Raw genomic sequence first — 1,852 nt, forward strand, 5'->3', positions numbered from 1 at the left:
GCGCCCGGCGTTGCGGGCCGCGGCGAGCGGCAGGCCGTCGAGGCTCAGGTGCGTGCGCCGGATCGGGAAGCCGAGATCGGGAAGCGGCGCCGTGTCGCCGCCCATCTCGACGACGACGGCCTCGTCCGGCGGGGCGCAGCGCCCGAGGCCTTCGAGCAGGCGCGCGAGGTGGTGCCCGCGGCCCTTGTTGAGGGTGACGACGCTGACGCTCATGCCGACGCCTCGTCCACGTGCAGCACGTCGAGGCGGTACGCGTCGGTGCGGGCCTGATGCACGACCTGGGCGAAGCGCACTTCCGCGATCAGCGCCTCGGCCGCGCCGTCGCCCGAGAGCGGATAGTCTGTCTCGCCGAGCCAGTGCACCAGCACGATGTCGCCGCCGGGCAGGATCGACGCGCCGATCCGGGCCGCGATCCGGGCGATGTCCGCGCGGGTGAAGAAGTAGGCGACCTCCGAGAGCACGATCAGGTCGAACCGGCCGGACGGCCAGGCGTCCGGGATCGCGCAGGGCTCGAAGCGCACCCACGGGGTCGCGGCGTTGCGGGCGCGGGCCGCGCTCAGCGCCGTCTCGACCACGTCGACGCCGAGCAGCGTTTCGCAGCGCGGCGCCAGACGTTGCGTCAAGACGCCGATCGAGCAGCCGATTTCGAGGCCCGACGCGTAGCGGTCGCGCGGGAGCACGGCGAGCGTCGCCGCGTACTTGGCCGCCTCGTAGGCGCTGGTGGTGAAGCCCCACGGGTCGGGATCGGGGTCGGCTCCGTAGAGCCCGGCGAAGTAGTCCGGCGTCAGCGAGGCGTCGCGGCGAGTCATGCCGCCAGGTCCACGAAGCGCTCGTAGGGGCCGCACAGGCGGTCGACCATATCCTCCGAGAGTCGGAAGCCCTCGAGATCGTCGGCGATCAGTCCGGTCGTCTGTGAGGCGTGGGCCGCCACCGCGCGGCGCTTGGCGGCGCGGTGGGTCGACACGTCGAGCCGGAACCCAGTCGGCGCCGGCCCGACCTCGCGCTCCGGCGGCAGGGTCCAGCCCCAGACCGGGTAGGCGTAGGCGCGGATGCCGGGAAGCATCGGGCGGGCGAGCCCGACGATGTCGGCCGCCGCGGTGTGATCGCAATGCGGGTCGTGCCGCCAGGTGACGAACACCGCGTCGGCCCCGCTTGCGCTGACGGCGTCCGCGACCGTCTCGGCTGCGGCCTGCGCCGTCGCGCCGGCGCTCGGCACGTGCGCGTCGGGCAGGCGCAGGAAGGTGACATGCTCCGGTGCCAGCCCGAGCTCGGCCACCGCCCGGCGGGTCTCCTCCTCGCGCAAGCCGCGCAGCCGCTCGGGCGGGTACAGGCGGGAGTTCGGATGCGAGCCGCAGCCGTCGCTGACCACGACGAGCCGCACCGGCAGGTCGCGCGCCCGCGCCTCGGCGATCAGCCCGCCGCAGCCGAGGCTCTCGTCGTCGGGATGGGGCGCCACCACGACGAGGCCGCGCGTCGCCATCGCCGACAGGTCGGCGACGGGAAGGCTGTCGAGCAGGGGCAGGAAGGCGTCGGCGCGCATGAAGTCGTCTTCTCGGGTCGGTCGGCGTCAGGCCGGTTCGGAATCGTGCCAGAGCGCGTGGACCGGGGCCTCGGACTCGGCGACGTAGGTCGCCGCGCCGGCAAGCGCCCCGTCGGGGGCCGGCTGGCGCAGGTAAGTCGCGAGGTCGCGCGCCAGCCGCTCGAGCGGGTGGGCCTCGAGGAAGCCGGAGAGCCCGACGGAGCGCTGGGCCAGCTCGATCGCGTCGAGGCCGGCCCGCTCGACCGCGCCGCGGGCGAGGGCGACGTAGGCGACTGCGCGGTCGCCCGAGACGGGCTCGGCGGTGGCCATGTG

General features: G+C 74.7%; 2 protein-coding genes and 2 pseudogenes. All 4 read right to left on the bottom strand.

All coding sequences use genetic code 11. The annotated features are described in order from the left end of the window. Nucleotides 1-213 (bottom strand): annotated as a pseudogene (locus FV222_RS24740) (glycosyltransferase family 2 protein); the annotation flags it as partial. Further along, entirely contained in the window at nt 210-809 is a 600-nt protein-coding gene (locus tag FV222_RS24745) for an SAM-dependent methyltransferase (RefSeq protein WP_147762820.1), read from the bottom strand. The gene FV222_RS24745 and the pseudogene FV222_RS24740, both read right to left, overlap by 4 nt. Further along, entirely contained in the window at nt 806-1,540 is a 735-nt protein-coding gene (locus tag FV222_RS24750) for a PIG-L family deacetylase (protein ID WP_147762821.1), read from the bottom strand. The genes FV222_RS24745 and FV222_RS24750 overlap by 4 nt, the downstream gene beginning before the upstream one ends. Nucleotides 1,541-1,567: 27 nt before the next feature. Next, a pseudogene (locus FV222_RS24755) lies at nt 1,568-1,852 on the bottom strand (acyl-CoA dehydrogenase); the annotation flags it as partial.

The organism is Methylobacterium sp. WL103 (assembly GCF_008039885.1).
GTDB lineage: Bacteria > Pseudomonadota > Alphaproteobacteria > Rhizobiales > Beijerinckiaceae > Methylobacterium > Methylobacterium cerastii.